Source organism: Burkholderia sp. Bp8963, from assembly GCF_003854275.1.
In the GTDB taxonomy this organism is placed as follows: Bacteria; Pseudomonadota; Gammaproteobacteria; order Burkholderiales; family Burkholderiaceae; genus Burkholderia.
On record NZ_QTQP01000035.1, the window covers coordinates 46,836 to 69,106 of the forward strand.

General features: G+C 68.9%; 18 protein-coding genes and 1 pseudogene. 7 read left to right on the forward strand and 12 right to left on the reverse strand.

Annotated features, from left to right (window positions below):
* The first annotated feature begins 36 nt into the window (after nucleotides 1-36).
* The 3 genes from hflC to DID96_RS25720 are packed head-to-tail and all read left to right on the forward strand — an operon-like array spanning nucleotide 37 to nucleotide 4,066.
* Nucleotides 37-1,077 carry a protease modulator HflC gene (gene hflC, locus DID96_RS25710; RefSeq protein WP_124602069.1) on the forward strand — a complete coding sequence of 347 codons (1,041 nt, stop codon included), beginning with the start codon at nucleotides 37-39 and terminating at the stop codon, nucleotides 1,075-1,077.
* Nucleotides 1,074-2,117 carry an SPFH domain-containing protein gene (locus DID96_RS25715; RefSeq protein ID WP_124602070.1) on the forward strand — a complete coding sequence of 348 codons (1,044 nt, stop codon included), beginning with the start codon at nucleotides 1,074-1,076 and terminating at the stop codon, nucleotides 2,115-2,117. The genes hflC and DID96_RS25715 overlap by 4 nt, the downstream gene beginning before the upstream one ends.
* Nucleotides 2,114-4,066 carry a cation-translocating P-type ATPase gene (locus DID96_RS25720; RefSeq protein ID WP_124602071.1) on the forward strand — a complete coding sequence of 651 codons (1,953 nt, stop codon included), beginning with the start codon at nucleotides 2,114-2,116 and terminating at the stop codon, nucleotides 4,064-4,066. The genes DID96_RS25715 and DID96_RS25720 overlap by 4 nt, the downstream gene beginning before the upstream one ends.
* A gap of 70 nt (nucleotides 4,067-4,136) precedes the next feature.
* Here DID96_RS25720 and DID96_RS25725 read toward each other — a convergent pair whose 3' ends face one another.
* The 12 genes and pseudogenes from DID96_RS25725 to DID96_RS25780 form a co-directional block, all read right to left on the reverse strand.
* Nucleotides 4,137-5,324 (reverse strand): M20 aminoacylase family protein, encoded by a 1,188-nt coding sequence (locus DID96_RS25725; RefSeq protein WP_124602072.1) that lies wholly within the window; start codon nucleotides 5,322-5,324, stop codon nucleotides 4,137-4,139.
* Nucleotides 5,325-5,392: 68 nt separating this feature from the next.
* The gene (locus tag DID96_RS25730) at nucleotides 5,393-6,850 is read right to left on the reverse strand and encodes an aldehyde dehydrogenase family protein (protein ID WP_124602073.1); all 1,458 of its coding nucleotides are present in this window, start codon (nucleotides 6,848-6,850) and stop codon (nucleotides 5,393-5,395) included.
* Nucleotides 6,847-7,034, reverse strand: a pseudogene (locus DID96_RS39065) (FAD-dependent oxidoreductase); the annotation flags it as partial. The gene DID96_RS25730 and the pseudogene DID96_RS39065, both read right to left, overlap by 4 nt.
* 66 nt (nucleotides 7,035-7,100) lie before the next feature.
* Entirely contained in the window at nucleotides 7,101-8,426 is a 1,326-nt protein-coding gene (locus DID96_RS25740; RefSeq protein WP_124602074.1) for an FAD-binding oxidoreductase, read from the reverse strand.
* 2 nt (nucleotides 8,427-8,428) lie between these two features.
* A complete protein-coding gene (locus tag DID96_RS25745) occupies nucleotides 8,429-9,163 on the reverse strand; it encodes a cupin domain-containing protein (protein ID WP_124602075.1) in 735 nt (244 codons plus the stop codon).
* 119 nt (nucleotides 9,164-9,282) lie between these two features.
* A complete protein-coding gene (locus DID96_RS25750) occupies nucleotides 9,283-9,714 on the reverse strand; it encodes a helix-turn-helix domain-containing protein (RefSeq protein WP_124602076.1) in 432 nt (143 codons plus the stop codon).
* 24 nt (nucleotides 9,715-9,738) lie between these two features.
* Nucleotides 9,739-11,016: an FAD-binding oxidoreductase gene (locus DID96_RS25755; RefSeq protein ID WP_124602077.1), complete on the reverse strand. Its 1,278-nt coding sequence runs from the start codon at nucleotides 11,014-11,016 to the stop codon at nucleotides 9,739-9,741.
* 188 nt (nucleotides 11,017-11,204) lie between these two features.
* A complete protein-coding gene (locus DID96_RS25760) occupies nucleotides 11,205-13,088 on the reverse strand; it encodes an ABC transporter ATP-binding protein (protein ID WP_124602078.1) in 1,884 nt (627 codons plus the stop codon).
* Nucleotides 13,088-14,041, reverse strand: a complete 954-nt coding sequence (locus DID96_RS25765) for an ABC transporter permease (RefSeq protein WP_124602079.1) — start codon at nucleotides 14,039-14,041, stop codon at nucleotides 13,088-13,090. The genes DID96_RS25760 and DID96_RS25765 overlap by 1 nt, the downstream gene beginning before the upstream one ends.
* A 30-nt stretch (nucleotides 14,042-14,071) precedes the next feature.
* Nucleotides 14,072-15,025 carry an ABC transporter permease gene (locus tag DID96_RS25770; protein ID WP_124602080.1) on the reverse strand — a complete coding sequence of 318 codons (954 nt, stop codon included), beginning with the start codon at nucleotides 15,023-15,025 and terminating at the stop codon, nucleotides 14,072-14,074.
* Nucleotides 15,026-15,104: 79 nt separating this feature from the next.
* Nucleotides 15,105-16,691 carry an ABC transporter substrate-binding protein gene (locus DID96_RS25775; protein ID WP_124602081.1) on the reverse strand — a complete coding sequence of 529 codons (1,587 nt, stop codon included), beginning with the start codon at nucleotides 16,689-16,691 and terminating at the stop codon, nucleotides 15,105-15,107.
* 473 nt (nucleotides 16,692-17,164) lie between these two features.
* A complete protein-coding gene (locus DID96_RS25780) occupies nucleotides 17,165-17,833 on the reverse strand; it encodes a haloacid dehalogenase type II (protein WP_124602082.1) in 669 nt (222 codons plus the stop codon).
* 467 nt (nucleotides 17,834-18,300) lie between these two features.
* On the opposite strand from DID96_RS25780, the gene DID96_RS25790 reads away from it, so the two are divergent.
* The 4 genes from DID96_RS25790 (at nucleotide 18,301) to DID96_RS25805 (ending at nucleotide 22,237) form a co-directional block, all read left to right on the forward strand.
* Nucleotides 18,301-19,161, forward strand: a complete 861-nt coding sequence (locus tag DID96_RS25790) for a GNAT family N-acetyltransferase (protein ID WP_124602083.1) — start codon at nucleotides 18,301-18,303, stop codon at nucleotides 19,159-19,161.
* Nucleotides 19,162-19,171: 10 nt separating this feature from the next.
* Complete coding sequence (locus tag DID96_RS25795; RefSeq protein WP_124602084.1) at nucleotides 19,172-20,098, forward strand: glyoxylate/hydroxypyruvate reductase A; 927 nt, start codon at nucleotides 19,172-19,174, stop codon at nucleotides 20,096-20,098.
* A 161-nt stretch (nucleotides 20,099-20,259) separates the two neighbouring features.
* Complete coding sequence (locus DID96_RS25800; protein WP_124602085.1) at nucleotides 20,260-21,660, forward strand: aspartate aminotransferase family protein; 1,401 nt, start codon at nucleotides 20,260-20,262, stop codon at nucleotides 21,658-21,660.
* A gap of 85 nt (nucleotides 21,661-21,745) precedes the next feature.
* Nucleotides 21,746-22,237, forward strand: coding sequence for an Lrp/AsnC family transcriptional regulator (locus DID96_RS25805; RefSeq protein WP_010100337.1), 492 nt, complete (start codon nucleotides 21,746-21,748; stop codon nucleotides 22,235-22,237).
* Nucleotides 22,238-22,271: the final 34 nt, after the last annotated feature.

The window sequence follows — 22,271 nt, forward strand, 5'->3', positions numbered from 1 at the left end:
ACCGCATACGGGCGACGCTGCACTTGGGGCGACATCGTGAGTCTGTTTCATTCGCACGCGCATGATCATGCGCACCACGGCCATAGCCACGACCACCACCACGCGCATCACGGCGCGCCGCAGCCGCCCGGCGCGTTCCGCCTGCGCGTCGCCATCGCGCTGCTGTGCGTGCTCGTCGCGCTCGTGGTCGCGAGCTTCGTGCAGGTACGTGCCGGCGAGGCCTCGGTGATCACGCGCTTCGGGCGGCCCGTGCGGGTGCTGCTCGAACCCGGGCTCGCGTGGCGCCTGCCTGCGCCGATCGATGCGGTGACGCCCGTCGACCTGCGCCTGCACACCACGTCGAGCGGCCTGCAGGACGTCGGCACGCGCGACGGGCTGCGCATCATCGTCGAGGCCTACGTCGCGTGGCGCGTGCCGGCCGATGCGCGCGACATCGGGCGCTTCATGCGTGCGGTCGGCAACGAGCCGGACGAAGCGGCGCGGCAGATCCGCTCGCTCGTCGGCTCCGCGCTGCAGACGACGTCCGCCGGGTACGATCTCGCGTCGCTCGTGAACACCGATCCGGCCCAGGTGAAGATCGGCGAATTCGAGGACACGCTGCGCCGGCAGATCGACGCGCAGCTCTATGCGGCTTACGGCGTGCGCGTCGCCCAGGTCGGGCTCGAACGGCTCACGTTGCCGGCCGTCACGCTCGCCGCGACGGTCGACCGGATGAGCGCCGAACGCGACACCGTGGCCGCGCAGCGTACCGCGGACGGCAATCGCGAGGCCGCGCAGATCCGCTCGGACGCCGAGCGCGACGCACGCATCGCGCTGGCCGATGCGAACGTGAAAGCGGCCGGTATCGAAGCGCAATCGCGCAAGGACGCGGCCGACATCTACGGCAAGAGCTATGTGGGCAACCCGCACCTGTACACGATGCTGCGTTCGCTCGACACGCTGAACGCGGTGGTCGGCACCAATACGAACCTGATCCTGCGCACCGACGCCGCGCCGTTCCGCGTGCTCGTGCAGGGCCCGGCCGATGCGCCGGGGCAGGCCGCGCCGGCGCCCAAAGCGCACAAGGCCGCGCGATGACCGAGCCGTCCGCACCGCCGCTCGGGCCGGGCGCGCAGGCCGTGCGCCTGTCGTTCTGGTTCGTCGCCGCGCTCGCGGTGCTCGCTGCATGCGCGTGGGCCGGCTCGAACATCCGGCGGATTCCGGCGGACAGCCGCGCGGTCGTGATGCGTTTCGGCGCGCTCGTGCGCACCCAGGACGCCGGGCTCGTGATCGCATGGCCGCAGCCGTTCGAATCGGTCCTGCTCGTGCCGGGCGCCGCGCGCGTGCTCGAGCAGCGGATCCGCTCGCTCGACCGCGATCCGCGGGCGCTCGCGCCATCCGCGCAGGGTGTCGCGCGATTGCCCGACGCGCTCGCCGGTTCCGGCTACGTGCTGACGGGCGACGGTGGCGCGGTCGCGTTGAGCGCGGTGCTCTATTACAGGGTCAGCGATCCGTACGCGTATGTGCTGCAGCAGGACCGTCTCGACGCAGCGCTCGAACGGATCGTGTCCGCATCGGCCGTCGAGGTCGCGGCGACCCGCGATCTCGACGCGATCCTGGTCGCGCGGCCCGAGCAACTGGCCGCCGACCGGCAGATGGCCGCACGCCGCGAACGATTGCGCGGCGATCTCGCCGACGCGATTGCACGGCACCTGCGCGCACTCGACACGGCGCACGCGGGGCTCGGCGTCGAAGTCGCGCGCGTCGACGTGCAGCCCGCGTTTCCCGGTGCGGCCGCCGGCGCGTTCAACGCGGTGCTGACGTCGCTGCAGGTCGCCGAGCGGACCATCGCGGAAGCACGCACCGCCGCCGAACAGCGGCGGCAGGACGCACAGCAGGATGCCGACCGGATCGTGCAGGACGCGCAGGCCCACGCGGCGGAACGCGTCGCAATTGCGCAGACCGACACGCTGGAAATCCGGCAACTCGACGCGACGCTCCGCGAGAACGGCGATCCAGGGCTGCTGGCGCGGCTGTATCGCGATCGCGTACAGCGCGTGCTGTCGAAAGCCGGGCGCGTGACGACGATCGATCCGCACGACACCTCGAACCTGATCCTGCCCGGAAACGCCCGATGAATTCGCTCGCCGAACCCGCCACGCAGCCGGACGCCGCTCCCGCCAGCACGACGGCCTACGCGCTGTCCTCCAACGAGCGTCGCACGATCACGCGGCAGATCGCGCTGGCGCTGCTTGCGGGCGGCCTGCTCGTGCTGTCGTTCGCGTGGCGCATGCTGTCGGGCGGCGGAGAAACGCTCGCGCAACTCCTCGCCGCGCTCGCATCGCTGATCGTCGCGGGGCCGGTGTTTGCGAGTGCGTGGCACAGCCTGCGCGCGCCGAGCCTGCATGGCGTGACCGATCGCCTGATCGCGCTCGCGATGCTGGCCGCGTGGGCGATCGGCGACATGACGACGGCCGCGCTGCTGCCGATCGTGATGACGTTCGGCCATGCGCTCGAAGAGCGCAGCGTGCTCGGCTCGCAGGAAGCGATCCGCGCGCTCGGCCGGCTGACGGCTGGCCGCGTGCGCCGCATCGGCACCGACGGCAGCGTCGTCGACGTTGCGTACGACGCACTGCGTGCGGGCGACCGCATCGAAGTAGTGGCTGGCGCGCGCATTCCGGTCGACGGCGTCGTATTCGCGGGCACATCGAGCGTCGACAACGGGCCGATCACCGGCGAATCCGTACCGCACGACGTCGATGCAGGCAGCGCCGTGTATGGCGGCGCGTTGAATCTCGATGGCGTACTGCGCATCGACGTCACTCACACCGGCAAGGATTCGACGCTCGGCAAGATCATCGCGCTGATGCAGCACGCGGAACAGGCGAAACCGCCCGTCACGCAGGTGCTCGAGCGGCACATGGGCGCGTATCTCGCGCTCGTCCTGCTGATCGCGGCGATCGTCTGGTTCACGTCCGCGAATGCATCGGCGATGCTCGCGGTCATCGTGGCCGCGTGCCCGTGTGCGCTGGTGCTCGCCGCGCCGTCCACGGCCATTGCCGGGATCGCGGTCGGCGCGCGGCACGGCATCCTGTTTCGCAATGCCGCGTTCCTCGACAAGATCGCCGAGGCCGATTCGCTCGTGATCGACAAGACCGGCACGCTCACCCGCGGGGAATTGCAGGTCCGGCAGGTGTGGCTGCAGCCCGGCGTCGACGGCGCGCAGGCGCGTGCGCTGGCCGCGCGGCTCGGCGAAAGCAGCGCGCACCCGGCGAGCCGCGCGCTCGTCCGCGATGCCGCCGCGTCCGGCCTCACCGGTGCTGCCGTTGCGCCGTTCGAACGCACGCGGGAATTGCGCGGGCTCGGCGTCGTCGCCGACACGCCGGACGGCACGGCGGTACTCGGCCGGCCCGCGCTGCTCGCCGACCATGCCGGTAACTTGCCGTCAACCCCGGAAGGATTCGACGGGCCGCTGGTCGGCCTCGGGCTCGACGGGCGGCTGCTCGCGTGGTTCGGCTTCGCCGATACGCTGCGGCCCGACGCGCGCGAAGCGCTCGCCGATCTGCGGACGCTGGGCCTTGCGCGGCAGACGCTGCTGACGGGCGACCTCGAGCGCGTCGCCAGCAAGGTCGCGGCCGAGACGGGCATCGAGACGGTGGTCGCGCAGGCGCTGCCGCACGACAAGCTCGATTACGTGATGCGCGAGATCGGCGCGGGCCTGCATCCGCTCGTTGTCGGCGACGGGCTGAACGACGTGCTGGCGATCAAGGCCGGCTCGACGAGCATCGCGATGGGCGAGCGCGGCATCGACATTGCGATCGCGTCGGCCGACGTCGTGCTGCTGGGCGACGACCTGCGGCGGATTCCGACCTGCATCCGCCTCGGTCGGCACTGCCGGCGCACGGCGACGACCAATGCGGCGATCGGCCTCGCGTGGACGCTCGCGGTGATCGCGCTGGCCGCGACCGGCGTGCTCGGCGCGGTGTGGGCGGCGATCCTGCACAACGTCGGCACGTTCATCGTGATTGCCAACGCTGGCCGTCTGCTGCGGATCGACGACTCCCCCCGCTCGGCGCTCGCTCCTTAGCTTGTGTGCAGGACCAGTCACGCCATCACCGGTAAGTCGCATCAAAATCAAAGGTCCCCCGATTGGCGCATCACGGCGATCGCCTGAAGTAATGCTGCGCCAACGCAACCCAATACCGGACGCCGGCCGGAATGATGTCGTCGTTGAAATCGTATTTCGGGTGATGCAGCGCCGGCACGGCCACTCCGGCCGGCGCATTGCCGATCAGCACGTAAGCGCCCGGCCGCTCCTCCAGCATGAAGCCGAAGTCTTCGGACGTCATGTTCGGCGGCACGTCGCGGTACAGGCGTTCGTCGCCGAACGTGTCGCGAATCACCGTTTCGCAGAGTGCCGTCTCGGCCGGCGTGTTGACCGTCGCGGGGTAGTACTGAAAGAACTCGACGTCGACTTGCGCGCCATAGGCGCGGGCAAGCCCCTCGCAAGCGAGCTGGACATCGCGCTGCAGCTTTTGCTGCAATGCCGACGACAGCGTGCGGATCGTCCCGCGCAGCTCGGCGCTGTCCGGAATGACGTTGTCCGTCGTTCCCGCATGGAACATGCACACGGAAATAACGGCGGGATCCACGGGATCCTTGTGCCGTGCAGCGATGGTCTGGCATTGCAGCACCATCGAACAGGCGAGCGGTACGGGATCGATGCCCAGATGCGGCTGCGCCGCGTGCGCGCCTTTGCCCGTTACCGTGATCCTGAACCGGGAGCCCGCGGCCATGATCGGGCCGGTGCGCAACCCGAAATGGCCGGCAGGCAAGCCGGGCCAGTTATGCATGCCGAATACCGCTTCCGTCGGATACTGCTCGAACAGCCCGTCGGCAATCATCTTGCGCGCGCCCGCGCCCCCCTCTTCTCCGGGCTGAAACACGAAATGGACGGTGCCCGGCAGCTGCGGCAGTTCCTTCAGCACGCGCGCGGCCCCGAGCAGCATCACGGTGTGGCCGTCATGGCCGCACGCGTGCATGATCCCGTGCGTACACGATGCATGCTCGAAATCGTTGGCTTCGTGGATCGGCAATGCATCCAGATCGGCGCGGAGCACGATGCCGCGGCCCGGAGCCGCGCCGGGCAGGCTCGCAACGACGCCCGTGCCGCCGAGCCCGCGCGACACCGCATAGCCGAGCGATTCAAGCTCGCGGGCGACGATGTCGGCCGTCCGGTGTTCCTCGAACCGCAGCTCGGGATGCGCATGCAGGTCGCGCCGCAGCTTTGCCCAGTGTGCATGATGCGCTTGCAGCGATGTGTCGGGGATGACGGGGTTTTCCAATTTCGGCACCTTCGAAAGTAGACGGCTTTCATTCTGTACTGCCGCGGCGCTCATGCGCAGCGATCGCGTCAGTCGTAGAATCCCAGGATCGACTTGATCTCCATGTACTCCTCCATCCCCTCGATTCCGTACTCGCGACCGTTGCCCGACTGCTTGTAGCCGCCGAACGGCGCCTGCGGATCCCATGCCGGATAGTTCAGATGCACCTGCCCCGCCCGGATGCGTGCGGCCACCGCGCGTACGCGTTCCCTGTCGGTGCCCTGTACATGTGCGCCGAGCCCGTAGGCCGTGTCGTTCGCGATGGCGATCGCTTCTTCCACGGTGTCGTATGGAAGGATCGCGAGGACCGGACCGAAGATCTCCTGCTGTGCGATCGTCATGTCGGTGCGCACATCGGAGAAAATCGTCGGCCGCGCATAAAAGCCACGGTCGAAACCCGCAGGCCGCCCGGGTCCGCCGGCGATCAGCTTCGCGCGTTCGTCGATGCCCGCGTCGATCATCTGCGCGACGCGCCCGAATTGCGCGCGATTGGCCAACGGCCCATGCGTCGTTGCTTCGACGAACGGATCGCCGACAACGAGCCTTTGCGTTGCCGCGACGGCCAGTTCCTCGACCGCGCCGAGCACGTTGCGCGGCACGATCATGCGGGTCGGTGCGCTGCACGATTGCCCCATGTTCCGGAACGCGGCGGCCACGCCCGGCGCAATGGCCTGATGAAGGTCCGCATCCGGCAACACGATGTTCGGCGATTTGCCGCCAAGCTCCTGCGCAACGCGCTTGACAGTCGGGGCCGCCGCCTGCGCAACGAGCACGCCGGCACGCGTCGACCCGGTGATCGACACCATGTCGACCTCCGGGTGCGACGCAAGCGCGGCGCCCACCTCCTCGCCGCTGCCGCTTGCCAGGTTGAATACGCCCGCGGGCACGCCCGCATCGGCGATCACTTCCGCGAACAGCAGCGCGCTGAGCGGCGACAGCTCGCTGGGCTTCAGCACGACCGTGCAGCCTGCCGCGAGGGCCGGCCCGACCTTCGCGGTGATCTGATAGATCGGCCAGTTCCACGGCGTGATCAGCGCGCACACGCCGATCGGCTCGCGTACGACCGCGGTCGTCCCGCGCCGCTTGACGAACGGGTAGCTCGCCAGGTTGTCGCGCGCGACCCGGATATGTTCGGCCGCGAGCGGCACATGCGCGCCGCGCGCATAGCCGATCGGCGCGCCCATTTCCATCGCGAGCGCCGTGGCGAACAGCTCGGCGCGCTCCAGCATCAACGCATGCACGCGATCGAGCAGCGCGGCGCGCGCTTGCGGCGACGTGGCCGCCCACCGTTCGAAGGCGTTGCGCGCGGCGATTGCGGCCCGGTCGGCGTCGCGTGCGCTGCCGAGCGGGATCTCGCACAGCGTGTCCTCGGTGGACGGGCACACGACCGCGAACCGGTCGTCGCCGTCGGGCAACACCCAGTCGCCGTCGATGAAGAAGCGATCCAGCCTGCCGGCTTGCATCAGGTGAGTAACGGGAGAATTCATTGCAGGGTGTCCTTGAGTCGATACCAGGCACCGACGAACAGCAGGAACCAGGGCTTACCGAAGTCCCCGGGAATCACCGGCGAGTCGAAACCTTTCCAGGGTTGAGATCGGTGCGTCCGTCCATGATCTGCGCCATCAGCGTCCCCATAAGCGTGGCCATGTGCGTGCCGTGGCCGCTATAGCCGGGTGCGTTCCGGATCGAAGTGCCTCATCCGGAGGCCGCCACCCGCACCCGCGTGACGGTCAGGCGCTAGAAATCGGCGACCTTGCCCCATGTGGACTCGCTGAACCGGCCGGGCCGGTACGGCACCGGGTCCACGAACGGTTGCGCACCGGTCGCGAGATCCGCGATCAGGTGCCCGGCGCCCGGTCCGATCCCGAAGCCGTGTCCCGAAAACCCGGCCGCGAGGATCAGCCCCGGCACGCCCGGTACTTCGCCGATGCCCGGCACGCCATCCGGCGTGCTGTCGACGAACCCCGCCCATGCGTGCGTGATCTTCGCGTCGCGGAGTTCGGGCAGCAGTTCGACTGCACGGCGGTAGGTTTCATTGACCGTCGGCATGTCGGGCTTCGGATCCAGAATGCGTACGGCCTCCATCGGCGTCGGCGCATCGAGGCGCCAGCGCTTCAGCGTTTCATGGCCGCCGCGCACCCCTTCGAGGCCGCCCGGCAGAAGATTGCGCCAGCGTTTCGCGAACATCGGCACGAACTGCGGCGCGAAGCGCAGGAACTGCGGTGTCAGGTCCACGCGCGCGCGCCCGCTGATCGCCAGTGCGTAGCGTCCGTCGCTGCGGCGCGTAACGGACACGCCGGACGTGTACATCGCTTCCGGCAGCGGATGCTCGACGGGCGACACGCTCAGGATCGACTGACGGATCGACGCCTGCGGAAAACGGATGCCGAGCTGGTGGCAGAACGACGACGCCCATGCGCCGCCGGCGAGCACGACCGTCCTCGTCTTGATGACGCCGGCCTCCGTGACGACGCCGCTGGCACGCCCGCCCTCGAGTTCGATGCCGCGCGCCGCGCACTGCTGATGGACACTGCCGCCGAGCTTCATCAGTGCGGCGGCCACGGCCGGCGCTGCCTTCCCCGGATCGGCCGTGCCGTCGCTCGGCGAGAACACGCCGCCTTTCCACTGCCGCCCGGTCGCGTGCCCGCGCTCGGTGGCCTGCTTGCCGTCGAGCATGTACGTCGTCACGCCCGCGGTTTTCGCGAACTCGCCCCAGTCGGCCCAGCGGGACAGCTCGGCGTCGTCATTGCTCAGATACAACAACCCGCAGCGGTGAAAGCCCGTGTCTTCGCCGGATTCGGCGGCGAATCGCTCCCACAGATCGATGCTCTTGCTCGCCATCGGCAATTCGCGCTCGTCGCGGTTCTGCTGCCGGCACCAGCCCCAGTTGCGGCTCGACTGCTCGGCGCCGATGCGCCCCTTCTCGACGAGCGCGACCGACACCCCGCGCCGGGCGAGGTAATAGGCGGTAAACACGCCGATGATGCCGCCGCCGATCACGACGACATCTGCCGAAGCCGGCGGCGTGGCCAGGGTTTCTATATGGCGCAGCGGAGGGGACATGTTCAGTCTCGCTCGGTGGATGCATTGACGTTCTGCACGACGTAGAACTTCGCTACGCGTTCGCTGCTTTCCCACCCGATCGATGCGCCACGCGGCACGAACAGCGCGTCACCGGTGCCGAGCGACAGCACGCTGCCGTCGCGCGCGGCGAACCGTACGCCGCCGTCCAGCAGGAGCATGAACTCGTTCACGCGATGCGGACGGACGATCCGGTGATAGGGCGTCGAATCCCACGTGCCTGCGCAGTACGCGGCGCCGTCGTCGACAAACACGTTGTCGCTGCGGCATTGCGGCGCCGGGCCGAGCAGCACCTCCGCCGGCAGCGTTGCCGACGGTTTGAAGTCGGCGTCCGCGCGCAGCGCAAAGACGCCGCGCTTCGTCGGTGTCGTGCACGCGGCCGCGCAGAACAGCAGCAGTACCGGCGATTGCGCGGCGATGCGAAGCGCGGTGCCGCCGCCGATGACGGCGCCTTGTCGCGGGCCGAGCACCAGCGGCGCGGCCCCGGCCGCCTCGAGCGTCAGCTCGCCTTCGACGACGACGATCGTTTCGATGTGCGGAAAGCTCGGCACGTCGAGCTCGCCGACGAAGCCGATACGCCCCGCGGCCATCGCGTCGGGCCCTTCCCATGCAATCTCCCGGTGTTGCGCGAACGGATCGCGCTCGCCGAACGCCTGCTGGCGGAATGCGGTTGAAGAAGGTGTGCCATCGGCACGGTGCAACACGAAAGCTGCGGTCATTTCTGCTCCTGTGCGGTGCGTGACGGTCTCGTTGAAAACCGCCGCGCGATATCGGAAATCGTCGTTCGCCGGCTCTCCTGCCGGAAATCCTCGGATGTGCGTGCCATCCATGCTTGTGCTTACGCCACGCGACACGTCGCTTCGCGGCGTTCGGCGCGCGTGCGCGTTGGCGACGTACGCGCCGTCGCGCCGTCTGCCCGCGCGACCACGTAATCGCGCGGCGTGATCCCTAGCACCCGCCGGAAATGCCGGCAGAGATGGCTCTGATCGAAGAAGCCGACGTCGGTCGCGACGACCGACGGCGCGAGACCGGCGCGCAACAGGTCCTGCGCACGCCGTACCCGCACGAGGCACAGATACCGGTGCGGCGACAACCCGGTTTCGCTGCGAAAGCGCGCGGTGAAACGCGACACGCTCAAGCCGGCCACCGCGGCGAGCGTGTCGAGATTCAGCGGCTGCGCGAACGATGCGTCGATCGTGCGCAGCACGTCGCCGATCGCCGGCGACACGGGCCGCGCGACACGAGGCGAGCCAACGAATTGCACTGTCATGTCGAATCCTCCCCGGCGCTCGCTTCAGTGCAGGAAATCCTGCATCCGGTAGTACGCGCCGACGAACGGCAGGAACCACGCGTGGCCGAAATGGCCGGGCATCGCGGGCCAGTCGAGCTCGCGCCACGGATTCGACGCGGCCGCACCGTACAGCACGTCGGCCATCACGCGGCCCATGTGCACCGACATCTGCACGCCGTGGCCGCTGTAGCCCATCGAGTAATAGAGCCCGTCGTGCTGGCCCGCGCGCGGCAGCCGGTCGGCGGTGATGTCGACCAGCCCGCCCCAGCAATAGTCGAGCCGCACATTGGCCAGTTCGGGAAAGTAGCCGGCCATACCGGCGCGCAGGATGTCGCCGCTTTTCGCGTCCGAGCGCGGGCTCGACATTGCGAAGCGCGCGCGGCCGCCGAACAGCAGCCGGTCGTCGGGCGTCACGCGGAAGTAATTGCCGATCTGGCGCGAGGTCACGTAGGCGCGGCGTTTCGGGAACAGCCTGTTCAGCTGCGCGGGGGGCAGCGGCTCGGTGACGACGATGAAGCTGCCGACCGGCGCGATGCGGCGCCGGAACCACGCGAACGGCCCGTGCTGCGATGCGCCTGTCGCGACGAGCACGCGATCGGCGACGATCGTGCCGCGCGTGCAGGTGATCATGTGGCGCTCGCCGTCGAGCCGCTCGAGCTGCGTGACGGCCGCATGCTCGTAGATGCGTGCGCCGGCCTGCACGGCGGCATGCGCGAGCCCGACGCCGAACTTGCCCATGTGCATCTGCGCGCCATTGCGCTGCAGCAGCCCGCCGTAGAAGCCGTCGGAAGCGACTTCATCGCGAATCCGCGACGGCTCGATCAGTTCGATGTCCGGATCGACGTCGCGCCGCAACGCGTCGAACGTCCTGGCGAGGCTCGCGAAATGCTGCGGCTTCGCGGCGAGCTTCAGCTTGCCCGCGCGCCGGAAATCGCAGTCGATCGCATGCTCGCCGACGATCGTCTCGACGCTCCTCACCGCGCTTTCGTACGCGAGATAGAACCGCTTCGCGGGCTCAATGCCGATGCGCGCAGCGAGCGATGCGAAGTCCTGTGCGACGCCGGTGTTGCACTGCCCGCCGTTGCGGCCCGACGCTTCGCCCGCGACCTCTGCGGCTTCGAGCACGACCACCTCCACGCCACGCTGCGCGAGCGCGAGCGCCGCCGACAATCCGGTGAAGCCGCCGCCGATCACGACCACGTCCGCGCGCCCTTCGACGGGCCCCTCGCTGCCGGCGCGAAACGCGGGACGGCTATCCAGCCAGTACGATTCCAGTTTCATCGGATCCTTCTTTTGCAAGCCGGTGACGGCCGTTCATTGAGAATCATTTAATCACCGTCAAAAAGTGCAGTTGCCGCGTATTCGCCTGCGGTGCGCGCACAATTCGCCGTTTTGCGCGACCGCCGCAGCAGACTATGCGGAAGGCCGGCAGCCGCGGCACGCGCGATGAGCGCGCGGCGCGGCGCGCGCTACTGACGCACCGACTGCACCGACTGCACCGGCGCGGCGTCGGCCTGCACCGGCTCTGCCTGGAAGCGCTTGAGGTCTTCCTCGCTGCGATGGCAAAGCACCTGCGCGCCGTTCTCGAGCGTGCGCAGCACCGGTGCCGTCCGGTTGCATACGCCGTCCACCCGCATCGCGCAGCGCGACAGGAACGGACACAGCTCGCCATCGTCCGCGCGTTCGCCAATCGGCACCAGCGGCCGGTGGCAGCGCTCGGCCGCGTCGTCGAGCCAGCCCGCGCGCAGCTCCGGCGCGGACGATACGAGCAGGTGCGAATACGGGTGATAAGGCGGCGCGCACAGCGCGTCGCGGCTGCCAGTCTCCACGCGGCGGCCCGCGTACAGCACGACGATGTCGTCGCTGATCGTGCGCACCTTCGCGATGTCGTGCGTAATGAACACATACGACACGCCGAGCTTTGCCTGCAGGTCGCGCAGCAGGTCCATGATCGCGGCGCCGACCACGGTGTCGAGTGCCGACGTGACCTCGTCGCACAGGATCAGGTCGGGCTCGGCCGCGAGCGCGCGCGCGAGGTTCACGCGCTGCTTCTGCCCGCCGGACAGCTCGCCGGTCCGCCGCGCGGCGACCGCCTGCGGCAGCCGCACGAGTTCGAGCAGCTCCGCGACGCGCTGCCGCGCACGCGCGCCCCTGATCCCGTGATAGAACGCGAGCGGCCGCGCCAGCGTGCGCTCGACCGTATGTACCGGATTGAGCGCGGTGTCCGCGTTCTGGAACACGATCTGCACGCGGCGGTGCTGCTCCTTCGTGCGCTTGGCCGAATCGAGCGCGAGCGGTTCGCCGTCGAGCAGGATCTGGCCGGCCGTCGCCGGCACGAGCCCCGCAATCACCTTCGCGAGCGTCGTCTTGCCGGAGCCCGATTCGCCGATCACGCCGACCGTCTGCCCGCGCCCGATGCGCAGGTCCACTTCGTGCAGGATCACCTTCGCGGGCCACCCTCTCGCGGTACGGCCGCCGTAGCCGGCAATCGCGCCGCGCACGTCGAGCAGCGGCGTCGGCACGGCGGGCGCCGGTTTCGCTTCGCGCTGCGCATCGTTCGGCGTGACCGCCGCGATCAGGCTCTGCGTGTACGGATGCGTCGGCGCATGCAGGATCTGTTCGGTCTCGCCCGCCTCGCGGATCACGCCGTCGCTCAGCACGACGATGCGGTCGGCCATCTGCGCGACGACCGCCAGGTCGTGCGATACGTACACGGCGCTCATCCCGCAGCGCCGGATCACGCTCTTGAACGCCAGCAGCACGTCGATCTGCGTGGTCACGTCGAGCGCGGTGGTCGGCTCGTCGAGGATCACCAGGTCGGGATCGGTGATCAGTGCCATCGCGGCCATCAGTCGCTGCAACTGGCCGCCCGACACCTGGTGCGGATAGCGCTTGCCGATCGTCTCCGGTTCGGGCAGCGCGAGCGCGCGGAACAGCGCGACCGCCTTCGCCTGTGCATCGCGCTTCGTCATCGTCTTGTGGATCAGCGCGCTCTCGATCACCTGATCGAGAATCGTGCGCGACGGGTTGAACGCGGCGGCCGCGCTCTGCGCGATATACGCGACCTTGCGGCCGCGCAGCGCGGCGAGCGCCGGCGCGGACAGCGCGCATACGTCCGTGCCGCCGAGCTTCACCGAGCCGCCGGCGATCCGGCAGCCGGCGCGCGCGTGGCCCATCAGCGAAAGCGCGATCGTCGTCTTGCCGGAGCCGGACTCGCCGATCAGCGCGAGCACTTCCCCGCGCCGGATCTCGAAGTCGACGTCGTGGACGATCGTCGTTTCGGCGCCGCCCGGGCGGCCGCCGACCACGCGCAGCCCGCGCACCTCGACGAGCGGAGTCGATTCGTGTCGCATCAGTGTTCTCCCGCGGCCGCGCCGCTGCGGCGGCCGCGATGCGGCAGGCCGTCGATCAACAGGTTGACGCCCACCGTCAGGATCGCGATCGCGACCGCAGGCATGATCGCGACGGCCGACCCGTCGCCGAGGCTCGCGATGTTCTCGCGCACGAGCGAGCCGAGGTCCGCATACGGCGGCTGCACGCCGAGCCCGAGAAAGCTCAGGCCGCTCAGCAGCAGCACGACGAACGTGAAGCGCAGCCCGGTATCGGCGAGCATCGGGTGGATCATGTTCGGCAGCATTTCGACGCACGCGATGTACAGCGCGCTCTCGCCGCGCGCCCGCGCGACCTGCACGAACTCGAGCGTGCTGATGTTGACGGCCAGCGCGCGCGCGATCCGGTACGAGCCGGGCATGTAGCTGACCGCGGCGGTCAGGATCAGCAGCGGCAGCGACGAGCCGAACGCCGCGACGAACATCAGCGCGAACATCTTCGACGGTATCGACGTGAGCGCGTCGAGCAGCCGGCTCATCGTCTCGTCGACCGCGCGGCCCGACACGGTCGCGAGCAGCCCGAGCGTCGTGCCGGTCAATGCGGCGAGCAGCACCGCGGCCAGCGCGAGCAGCACGGTCAGCCGCGTGCCGTACAGGATCCGGCTCAGCATGTCGCGGCCGAGGAAGTCGGAGCCGAACGGCAGCTTCGCGCTGAACGGCGCGAACACGTCGGGCGTGACGATCGTGCCGACGTCGTGCGGCGCGAGCAGCGGCGCGAACGCCGCGACGAACAGCATCAGGCCGACCATCGACAGGCCGACCCGGCCACCGGTCGTCAGGTTGATGCGCACGGTGCGGCGCTTGGCGCGCGGGTCGGGGGCAGGCGCGGCGGGCGGCGTCGCGCCGCCCCACGGCGGCGGCTGGTCGCCTGACGGCGGCAGCGCGCTGCTGCGTTGTACGGGTTCGATCGGTTGCATGGGCGGCATCTCGAAAGGAGGACGAAACACTCAGGTGCGCAGTCGCGGGTTCGACACGATCGAGCACAGGTCGGCGAACAGCACGAGCATCAGGTACGCGACGCAGAAGATCAGCGTGCAGGCCTGGATCAGCGGGAAATCGCGGTTGCCGACGGCATCGACCATCAGGCTCGCGAGGCCCGGATAGTTGAAGATCGTCTCGACGACGATCACGCCGCCCAGCAGATACGACAGGCTCAATGCGATCGCGTTGGCGATCGGACCGATCGCGTTCGGCAGCGCATGACGCAGCACGACGCGCGCGGGACTCGCGCCCTTGAGCACGGCCATCTCGACATACGACGCGCTCAGCTGCTCGATCACTGCGGCGCGCGTCATTCGCGCCATCTGCGCGATCACGACCGCGCACAGCGTCAGCACCGGCATCGCATAGGCGCGCAGGAGATCGTGGATGCTTTCGATCGGGCCGCTGTACGACAGCGCAGACAGCCAGTGCAGCTTCACGGCCAGCACGAGCACGGCGATCGTCGCGATCAGGAATTCCGGCGTCGCCACGAGCGACAGCGTGCCGAGGCTGATCACGCGATCGACCACCGACTCGCGTTTGACCGCGGCGACGATGCCGAGCAGCAGCGCGATCGGCACCGACACGGCGGTCGTGATCGCCGCCAGCGTGAGCGACTTCGGCAGGCGTCCGCCAATCATCTCCGACACCGGCAGGTCGCCGGACAGCGAACGGCCGAAATCGCCGTGCAGCAGCCCCGCGAGCCAGTGCACGTAGCGCACGTGCGCCGGCAGGTCGAGGCCGAACTGCTGGCGCAGCGCGGCGATCGTTTCCGGCGTCGCCGACTGGCCCAGCGCGGCCTGCGCGGCGTCCCCCGGCAGAAGGTTCGTGATGGTGAAGATGATCGCGGACACGATCAGCAACGTCAGCGCGGTGACCGCGATGCGCCGGCCGATCAGCCCGATGAGGATTCGGTTCATGAAGCGAGACTCCCGAAAAGGCCGCACGCGGCCGGCGCGGTCACCCGCACCGGTCGCGCGGCGGCGGCAAGCGACGGCGTCAGGCGTTCCACCACACGTACTCGGCGAACATGCCGCCCATCATCGGGCCGGTCGGGATCGAACCGAGGCCCCCGAGCCGCTTGTCGTACCCGTCGAGGAAACTGATGAAAGCGGGGATCCCGACCCGGCCCTGCTGCGCCACGATCGTCTGCATCTCGCCGTACATCTGCTTGCGTTTCGCATCGTCGGTCTCGGAGCGTGCGGCGAGCAGCAGCTGGTCGAACTTCGCGCTCTTCCAGCTCGACTCGTTCCACGGCGCGTCCGACTTGAAGAACTGCGTGAACAGCACGTCGGCGCTCGAGCGCGGGTTGATGTTGCCGAAGCCGAGCGGATGCTTCATCCAGTGGTTCGACCAGTAACCGTCGGGCGACACACGGTTCACCTGCAGGTTCAGGCCGATCTTCTGGCCGGCCTGCTGCAGCAGCACCGCCATCTCGATCGAACCGTTCGCGTCGGACGTCGCATAGATCGGCGGCAGCGTGGCACCGAGCGCGCCGGCCTTCTGGAACAGGAATTTCGCCTTGTCCGGATCGTGCGGCCGCTGCGGCAGCGACGCGTTGAAATAGCGATGCCCCGGCGGAATCGGCTGGTCGTTGCCGATCACCGCGTAGCCGCGGAACACTGCCGAGCGGATCTGCTCGCGATCGAACAGGTACTTCATCCCTTCGACGAAATCGGGGTTCGCGGTGATCGGGTTTTCGCTGCGCATGATCAGGTCGGTATAGAGGCCCGACTTGGTTTCCCTCAGCGCATAGCCCGGCGTGGACGCGACCCGCTGCGTCGAGCGCGGATCGATCGCGTTGATCAGGTGCACGTCGCCCGAGAGCAGCGCGTTCAGGCGCGCGGCGCCGTCGCTGATGCCGATCAGCTCGATCTCGTCGAGATACGGCATGCCCGGCTTGAAGTAGCTGTCGTTGCGCACGCCGACGGTCGACACGCCCGGCTTGAACGACTTGAGCTTGTACGGGCCGCAGCCGATGCCGGTCGAGAAGTCGGTCGTGCCGTCCTTGACGATCACGAGCTGCGGCGTCGCGAGAATCACCGGCAGGTCCGCGTTCGCGCTGGCGAGCGTGAGCGTGACTTCGTCCGGGCCGCTCGCCTTCGCGTCCGCGAACTGGTCGGCGAGCGTCTTGACCTTGGACGCGGTGGCCGCGTTCTTGTGGCGCATCAGCGAAAACACGACGTCGGCCGGCCCGACCGGTTTCCCGTCGTGGAACGTGACGCCCTTGCGCAGCTTGATGATCCACGTCTTCGCGTCGGTCGTGTGCAGCGACTCGGCGAGATTCATCTGCGGCGTCAGGCTCTGATCGAGCTGCGTGAGGCCGCTGTAGAACATGAAGAAGCGAATGTAGTCCGCGCCCGTCGAGCCCTTGGCCGGATCCAGCGTATCGGCCGTCGAACTCGATTCGTTCGCGACCCGGATCTTGCCGCCGCGCTTCGGCGCGGGCGCCGCGAAGGCAGTCCGGGGGTTCACCAGCAGTCCGCCGGCGCCGGCGGCCATCATGCCGCTCGCCGCCATGACCCGCATCATGTCGCGGCGCGTAAAGCCACCGTTGCCGCTGCCGTTGTCGATATCGTCGCTCATCCGAACTGCTCCTGACTGTGGTAAGTGGGTCCTGGGGGCCAGCGTGGTTCTTCAACCCCGTCGCGCCCGCGTGCTGGTGGCGGGCGCGACGTCATGCACATGCAATTTATTTAAGCACCGCCAAAATGCCGGTTGTCGCGATTCGGGGCGGTCGCACCGCACGATTCGACCGTTTTGGGCCGCCTGCGCAGCATGATTTGCTGCGTGCGCGCAGGTACCGCCGGTTGCGGGCGCCCTGTCGCGGCGACCGCGTAACGCGCGCCGACGAAGGAAATCGTAAAGCCGCACCCGCCGCAGATTGCGCCGACAAAATTGCCCGTTCGGCATCGGGCACGCGTTCGCCGCGCGCAAACCGCATGTTTGCGTCGAATGCGCGGGCGCGTCGTTCGTCGAGGACACGCGTGGACGAAAGTTCGGACGATTGCCCGCTTGCGGCGGCCCGCAACCGCGCCGCCTGCGGGCGCGAGCGTCGCTTACAGCCCGAGCTGCGTCGCGAGATGGCCGATGTCCGACACTTCGTAATAGTTGTAGAACGGCGTACCCGGCTCGTGGCCGCGATTGACGAACGCCTTGTGCTTGATGCCGAGATCCTCGGCCGTCATCAGGTCGTAGCGCAGGCTCGACGACACGTGCAGGACGTCCTCCGGCTTGCAGCCGAGCTTGTCGAACATGTATTCGAAGCCCTGCATCCGCGGCTTGTACGACTGCGCCTGCTGTGCGGTGAACACCGCATGGAACGGCGCGCCGAGCTTGTCGACGTTGCTCATGATCTGGTCGTCCGACGCGTTCGACAGGATCACCAGCTTGTACTTCGTCGCGAGCCGCGACAGGCCCGCGGGGACGTCCGGATGCGGGCCCCAGGTCGGCACCGCCAGATAGAAGCGCTCGGCCTCGGCTTCGTCGAATTTCACGCCGATCCTCGCGCAGGTGCGCCGGATCGCATTGACGACGACCTCGCGGAACGGCTTCCACGCACCGAGGACCTCGTCGAGCCGATACGCGGCGAACGCGCGCACGAACTGCTCGAGCGCGACCGGCGACAGCCGGTCCGCATAGACCTCGCGCGCCATCTCGGCCATGCGGAAGTGGATCAGCGTGCCGTAGCAGTCGAACGTGATGTACTTCGGTTCAAATTGAATCATGGTGACGTCCTGTCGGTGTGAAGCCCCGGCAGGGCCGGGGACGGGCTGGGTTCAACGAAATTGAATCAGGGCAAAAAGTCGTTCGCGCATCGTTCGGCGCCGCTCGAAACGCAGAATCGCCGCGTGTTGCACGCCGCGGGCAGCACGATCTGCGGCGTGGCCAGGCGAAGTACTGCCGGAGCCGGCCGGCGGCCTTCGCGGCCCGGGCGCGCTGCATCGCGCGGTGCGGCACGGCGACGAACGACGACGCCACCGTGCTTGCATCGTAGTGGCATTCGCGCAGCAGAAGCTGCCGGATCGACGCGCCGCGGCGGCACGAAACGCGCGTTCGTTCGCACCGATCGCGCCGGTTTGCGTCGATTTCGAACGCACGGCCGCTGCCGCGGCAAAACAGGCGAATCGTCCTATCCGGGCCGCACCGGCGCTGGCAGAGTGAGGACGTCACTTCTACCGCTTCGGAGTCCGGCGTGGCCGACCTCAATCCTTCCCGCACGCTTATCTATCGCCCGTTCGCCGAAACCGACCTGCCCGCCGCGCATCGACTGTCGGAGGCGGTCAAGTGGCCGCACCGGCTCGACGACTGGCGCTTCGTGTTCCAGCTCGGCAGCGGCTTCGTCGCCGAGGACGAATCCGGCGTCATCGGCACCGCACTCGGCTGGCCCTTCGGCGACGCACATGCGGCGCTCGGCATGGTGATCGTGTCGCCCGAGCATCAGGGCCGCGGCATCGGCCGCGAACTGTTCTCGCGCGTCGTCGACAGCCTCGGCACGCGCACGATATTCCTGCACGCGACGCCGTCCGGCGAACCGCTCTACGCGAAGTTCGGCTTCAAGGCGATCGGCACGGTCGATCAGCACCAGGGCGCGGCGTTCCAGCCGCCGCTGATCTCGCTGCCGCCTGGCGAGCGCCTGCGCCCGCTCGGGATCAACGACGGCCCGCGCCTGGCCGCGCTCGCATCGCGCGCGGCCGGCTACGAGCGCGGCGCGGTGATCGATGCGCTGCTCGACGTCGCGAACGGGATCGCGCTCGATCGCGATGGCGAACTGCTCGGCTTCGCGCTGTTTCGCCGCTTCGGCCGCGGCCATGTGATCGGCCCGGTGATCGCGCCGGACGCGCTGCGCGCGCAGGCGCTCATCAGCCACTGGCTCGCGCTGCACGAGGGCATGTTCCTGCGGCTCGACGTGCCGGGCGACAGCGGGCTGTCGGACTGGCTGCAGGGTCTCGGTCTGCCGCGCGTCGACACCGTCGTCGCGATGGCGCGCGGCGCGGCGCCCGCCCGCGATCCGGCGCTGCGCGCGTTCGGGATCGTCAGCCAGGCGCTCGGCTGAGCAGTACGCGATGAGTTTTCTGTACAAATCCGACCCGGTACGCGGCGCGCTATGGGCGCAGCGCTTCGCGCAACGTGCGCCCGACCTCGCGTTCCGGATCTGGCCCGACATCGGCGATCCCAAGGCCGTCCGCTATCTCGCCGCATGGCAGCCGCCGGACGACCCGGTCGCACTGCTGCCGAACCTCGAGGTCGTGTTCTCGGTGGGCGCCGGCATCGACCAGTTCGACCTGTCGCGCGTACCCGCGCATATCCCCGTCGTGCGGATGATCGAGCCGGGCATCGTCGAAGGCATGGTCGAGTACGTGACGCAGGCGGTGCTGACGATCCACCGCGACCTGTTCGACTACGCGGCGCAACAGCGCGCCCAGGTGTGGGGCGAGAAGCCGGTGCGCGCGGCTGCGTCGCGCCGCGTCGGCGTGCTCGGCCTCGGCACGCTCGGGCAAGCCGTGCTCGACATGCTGCGCCGTTTCGGTTTTCCGTGCGCCGGCTGGAGCCGCACGCCGCGCACGCTCGACGGCGTCGACTGCTACGCGGGCGACGCGGCGCTCGACGCGTTCCTCGCCCGCACCGACATCCTGATCTGCCTGCTGCCGCTCACCGACAGCACGCGCGGGCTGCTCGGCGCGCGCGTGTTCGACGCGCTGCCGGCCGGCGCATCGCTCGTGCAGGTCGGGCGCGGCCCGCAGCTCGACGCGGCCGCGCTGCTCGCGGCGCTCGACGGCGGCCGGCTCGACAGTGCGATCCTCGACGTGACCGATCCGGAGCCGCTGCCGGCGGGCCACCCGTTCTGGACCCATCCGCGCATCCGGATCACGCCGCACATTGCCAGCGCGACGCGGCCCGACACCGCGGCCGACGCCGTGCTCGCGAACCTCGCGCGCCATCGCGCGGGGCAGCCGATGATCGGCGTCGTCGACCGCGCGCGCGGCTACTGACGCGCTCGCCCGGCGCGGCGGGGCGCGCAGCAGAAAATGCCGAAGCGCCTCGTGCAAACGCCGTGTCCATACGTTTCAGGCCGCAAATTGAAGGCGCGTGCGGATTTCCCGCCCGGTAGCATGAACTCACCGCTGACAACCGACGAGAGTCCCGCCCCGCCATGAACCAAGCCGCGCTGATCGAAGCCGATCGTCAACACCTGATCCACCCCGTCGTCAACTATCGCGCGCACGAGTCGCGCGGCGTCACCGTGCTCGATTCCGCGGACGGCGTGTTCCTGCGCGACGCCGACGGCCATACGCTGCTCGACGCGTTCTCGGGCCTGTGGTGCGTCAACGTCGGCTACGGCCGCGACGGCATCGTGAAGGCCGCCGCCGACCAGATGGCGAAGCTGCCCTACGCGACCGGCTATTTTCATTTCGGCTCGCAACCCGCGATCGAGCTGGCCGACCGGCTCGCATCGCTCGCGCCGCCGTCGCTGAACCGCGTGTACTTCACGCTCGGCGGCTCGGATGCGATCGACTCCGCCGTGCGTTTCATCACGCACTATTTCAACGCGACCGGCCGGCCGTCGAAGAAGCAGATGATCGCGCTCGAACGCGGGTATCACGGTTCGTCGTCGATCGGCGCCGGCCTCACCGCGCTGCCGGCGTTCCACCGCCATTTCGACCTGCCGCGCGCGGACCAGCACCATATTCCGTCGCCCTACCCGTACCGCCACCCGCTCGGCGACGATCCGCAGGCGCTGATCGCCGCGTCGGTCGCCGCGCTCGAGGCCAAGGTCGCGGAACTCGGCGCGGACAACGTCGCGGCGTTCTTCTGCGAGCCCGTGCAGGGCTCCGGCGGCGTGATCGTGCCACCGGCCGGCTGGCTGCGTGCGATGCGCGACGCGTGCCGACGCCTCGGCATCCTGTTCGTCGCCGACGAGGTGATCACCGGCTTCGGCCGCACGGGCCCGCTGTTCGCGTGCGAGGCCGAGCAGGTCGACCCGGACCTGATGACCGTCGCGAAGGGGCTGACGGCCGGCTACGCGCCGATGGGCGCGCTGCTGATGTCTGACGAGATCTACGAAGGCATCGCGGGCAGCCGGTCGGAGTCGGCCGTGGTCGGGCACGGCTACACGTATTCCGCTCATCCGGTCAGCGCGGCGATCGGCCTCGAGGTGCTGAAGCTCTATCACGAAGGCGGGCTGCTCGCGAACGGCCAGGCGATGGCGCCGCGCTTCGCCGCGGGGCTCGACGCGCTGCGCGCGCATCCGCTCGTCGGCGATGCGCGTTCGATCGGCCTGCTCGGCGCGCTCGAACTGGTGGCCGACAAGGCGCGCAAGACGCGCTTCGACCCGGCGCTGAACGTGCCCGACAGGATTGCCGCCGCCGCGTACGCGAACGGCGTGGTGTTCCGCGCATTCGGCGACGGCGTGCTCGGTTTCGCGCCGGCACTGAGCTTCACCGCGGGCGAGTTCGACCTGCTGTTCGAACGCGTGCGCAAGACGCTCGACGACGTGCTGGCCGGCCCGGCCGTGCAGCGCGCGCTGCACGTCGCGCACGCGCAGCCGGCATGACCGGCCAAGGGAAAGCCGGGCTTGTGGCGGCAATCGTTCGACTCTAAAGTAACCGGACATTCCATTTTTGCCTTTTCACGTGAACATGACGGACAGCAAGCTGGATCGCATCGACCTGCGCATCCTCTCCCAGTTGCAAAAGCGCGGCCGCATGACCAACGTCGAGCTGGCCGATGCGGTCGGGCTGTCGCCCAGTCCATGCCTGATCCGCGTGAAGCGGCTCGAGAAGGCCGGCTACATCGGCGGCTACGGCGCGCACATCCAGCTCGAGAAACTCGGCGACGTGCAGGTCGTGTTTACCGAGGTCACGCTGGCCGACCACCGGCGCGAGGACTTCGACCGTTTCGTCGCGGCGATCCGCAACGTCGACGAGATCGTCGAGTGCCACCTCGCGAGCGGCGGCTACGACTATCTGCTGAAGTTCGTCACGCGCAGCGTGAGCCATTACCAGACGATCGTCGAAGGGCTGCTCGAGCAGAACATCGGCATCGAGAAGTATTTCAGTTACGTGATCATCAAGTCGCCGTTCGTCAAACGGCACTACCCGCTCGAATCGCTGTTCGGCGAACGGCATTGACGGACCGCCGGCGGCCACCACCCACGCGGCAACA

Excerpts from the sequence above, each read along its gene's own strand:
- DID96_RS25800 (WP_124602085.1), top strand. The coding sequence starts at position 20,260 with ATGAACCAAGCCGCGCTGATCGAAGCCGATCGTCAACACCTGATCCAC.
- DID96_RS25720 (WP_124602071.1), top strand. The coding sequence starts at position 2,114 with ATGAATTCGCTCGCCGAACCCGCCACGCAGCCGGACGCCGCTCCCGCC.
- DID96_RS25795 (WP_124602084.1), top strand. The coding sequence starts at position 19,172 with ATGAGTTTTCTGTACAAATCCGACCCGGTACGCGGCGCGCTATGGGCG.
- DID96_RS25755 (WP_124602077.1), bottom strand. The coding sequence starts at position 11,016 with ATGAAACTGGAATCGTACTGGCTGGATAGCCGTCCCGCGTTTCGCGCC.
- DID96_RS25760 (WP_124602078.1), bottom strand. The coding sequence starts at position 13,088 with ATGCGACACGAATCGACTCCGCTCGTCGAGGTGCGCGGGCTGCGCGTG.
- DID96_RS25780 (WP_124602082.1), bottom strand. The coding sequence starts at position 17,833 with ATGATTCAATTTGAACCGAAGTACATCACGTTCGACTGCTACGGCACG.
- DID96_RS25805 (WP_010100337.1), top strand. The coding sequence starts at position 21,746 with ATGACGGACAGCAAGCTGGATCGCATCGACCTGCGCATCCTCTCCCAG.
- DID96_RS25765 (WP_124602079.1), bottom strand. The coding sequence starts at position 14,041 with ATGCAACCGATCGAACCCGTACAACGCAGCAGCGCGCTGCCGCCGTCA.
- DID96_RS25750 (WP_124602076.1), bottom strand. The coding sequence starts at position 9,714 with ATGACAGTGCAATTCGTTGGCTCGCCTCGTGTCGCGCGGCCCGTGTCG.
- DID96_RS25730 (WP_124602073.1), bottom strand. The coding sequence starts at position 6,850 with ATGAATTCTCCCGTTACTCACCTGATGCAAGCCGGCAGGCTGGATCGC.
- DID96_RS25740 (WP_124602074.1), bottom strand. The coding sequence starts at position 8,426 with ATGTCCCCTCCGCTGCGCCATATAGAAACCCTGGCCACGCCGCCGGCT.
- DID96_RS25715 (WP_124602070.1), top strand. The coding sequence starts at position 1,074 with ATGACCGAGCCGTCCGCACCGCCGCTCGGGCCGGGCGCGCAGGCCGTG.
- DID96_RS25745 (WP_124602075.1), bottom strand. The coding sequence starts at position 9,163 with ATGACCGCAGCTTTCGTGTTGCACCGTGCCGATGGCACACCTTCTTCA.
- DID96_RS25775 (WP_124602081.1), bottom strand. The coding sequence starts at position 16,691 with ATGAGCGACGATATCGACAACGGCAGCGGCAACGGTGGCTTTACGCGC.
- DID96_RS25770 (WP_124602080.1), bottom strand. The coding sequence starts at position 15,025 with ATGAACCGAATCCTCATCGGGCTGATCGGCCGGCGCATCGCGGTCACC.